This window comes from Paraburkholderia sp. RL17-373-BIF-A (genome assembly GCF_046030175.1).
Lineage (GTDB): Bacteria > Pseudomonadota > Gammaproteobacteria > Burkholderiales > Burkholderiaceae > Paraburkholderia.
The window spans coordinates 1-1,553 of the sequence record NZ_JARESO010000247.1; the positions used below are offsets into that span (position 1 = coordinate 1).

The 1,553-nt window shown below is 59.2% G+C and carries 1 protein-coding gene; it reads right to left on the reverse strand.

Annotation, left to right across the window (positions count from 1 at the left end):
- Positions 1–598: 598 nt before the first annotated feature.
- Complete coding sequence (locus tag P0D80_RS50065) at positions 599–1,066, reverse strand: recombinase family protein (protein WP_408296152.1); 468 nt, start codon at positions 1,064–1,066, stop codon at positions 599–601.
- Positions 1,067–1,553 lie beyond the last annotated feature (487 nt).

The following is a 1,553-nucleotide window of genomic DNA, read 5'->3' on the forward strand; positions in this document are numbered from 1 at the left end:
TTGCCAGTAAGGCGGACCTCCGAAATGCCAGCATTTGACCGTCGACCTCCACCGAAACACAGTCTGCGCCCAGATTGTGTTTGATCCGCTGATAAGATCTCTAATGACCGCGTCGATGGCCGTTCTTTTCTGATCCATTTTGGATGATTTGACAGAAGCATAAACGCCAAAAGCCAAAACCGACAGAAGGAGGTCCTTGCCCCCCGGCATTACCGTATTTCGCCACGTCCATAACCATGTTTGACTTCGGGCTTGAGAGCGCATAGCCATCACCAACGGAAGTTCTCTTTACAGTACCGGACGTAACTGACACAATCGCTTTCCATTATCCCACTTCAAGATCGAGGACATACCTAGCGCCAAGATATCCGTATGAGTTTAGTTGGATGGTAATCTTAATCGAGCTAACGCACGCTCGTAAATCTGCGGGAAATTTCGCGAAGTTTCATGATGTGCGTCCAGAGAACGAAAGAACTGTCGGCCGCCGCGCCCGACGCCATCTCCACGCGGCGCGCTCTGCGCGCTACGAAAGGAGGCGAAAGAGGGGCGATCGGTGGATGCCGAACAGCGCGGCGATCTCCCGCATGCTCGTCTGCTTTCATCCGCGAGGCGATATAGATGATTGTGCGGCGCCAGCGTGAGCGTCGGCTTGCGCGCAAACTTCGTGCCGCGTGCCCTGGCTGCAGCTAGGCCGCTGCTCGTGTTCAACGATCACGCTGCGCTCACACTTGGCCATGTCACCAGACACGGTCAAAATCATGCGGCCGGCCGGCGTCATCGCGTCGGCCCACGGCTCAGCGAGAATGCGCAGGCCCGCGCCGGCGCGACGAATCCGTCTAATGATGTCGAGGAGGTCGCACATGCCGCGCGCGAGCCGGTCAAGACGAGGCACAACGATGACGTCGCCGGCACGCAAGTCGAGCATACGGTCGAGTTGAGCGCGCGGCGAGTGCCGGTAATCTTCTACGCGAAGACTTTGCGGCAACCGGCCGCGCGCAGCTGCGCCTCCTGATTTCCAGGGTCCTGGTCGCGCGTCCAGACACGGCGTATCCGATCGGGAACGCATCCGTCTCGATATTCGCGCGTGGCGACATCAGCTCGGTCTCTCTGGTTTCCTCGCGATTCGAGCCATGACGTGGCCTCGTTGAGAGCGGGGTCGTGTACGGACTGAAGGTGCGCATCCCGTTGCATCGCACGGCCATGCGCTGCCGGCTTTCGCTAATCGATGCCGCGCCCGAACTCGGCAATTTTGCGCCGCCAGTCCATGCCGGTTTGCGGATCCGCGTCAGCGCCGACGGGAAACACATCCCCGCATACTTCTAGGCCGTCTTCAGGAGCAGCAGACGCCAGCCTGCACCCAAACTGGCAGGCCGCGGCCTCATTTTGTAGCAGTAGCCTGGCTCTACTGTATCGACATCGCCCGTTACGCGTCATTGTCAGCAGGCCGCGTTACAGCCTCGTGGCGATGCAGCCATAGGGCGTGGATCGCATCGAGGCGGTGGGGTGTGCGGCTAAATCCTTGTACTGATTTATGCTGCAATCCGAGACTCTGC

Bases quoted from the DNA above. Each gene is read 5' to 3' on its own strand.
- P0D80_RS50065 (WP_408296152.1), bottom strand. From the start codon at position 1,066: ATGCGTTCCCGATCGGATACGCCGTGTCTGGACGCGCGACCAGGACCC.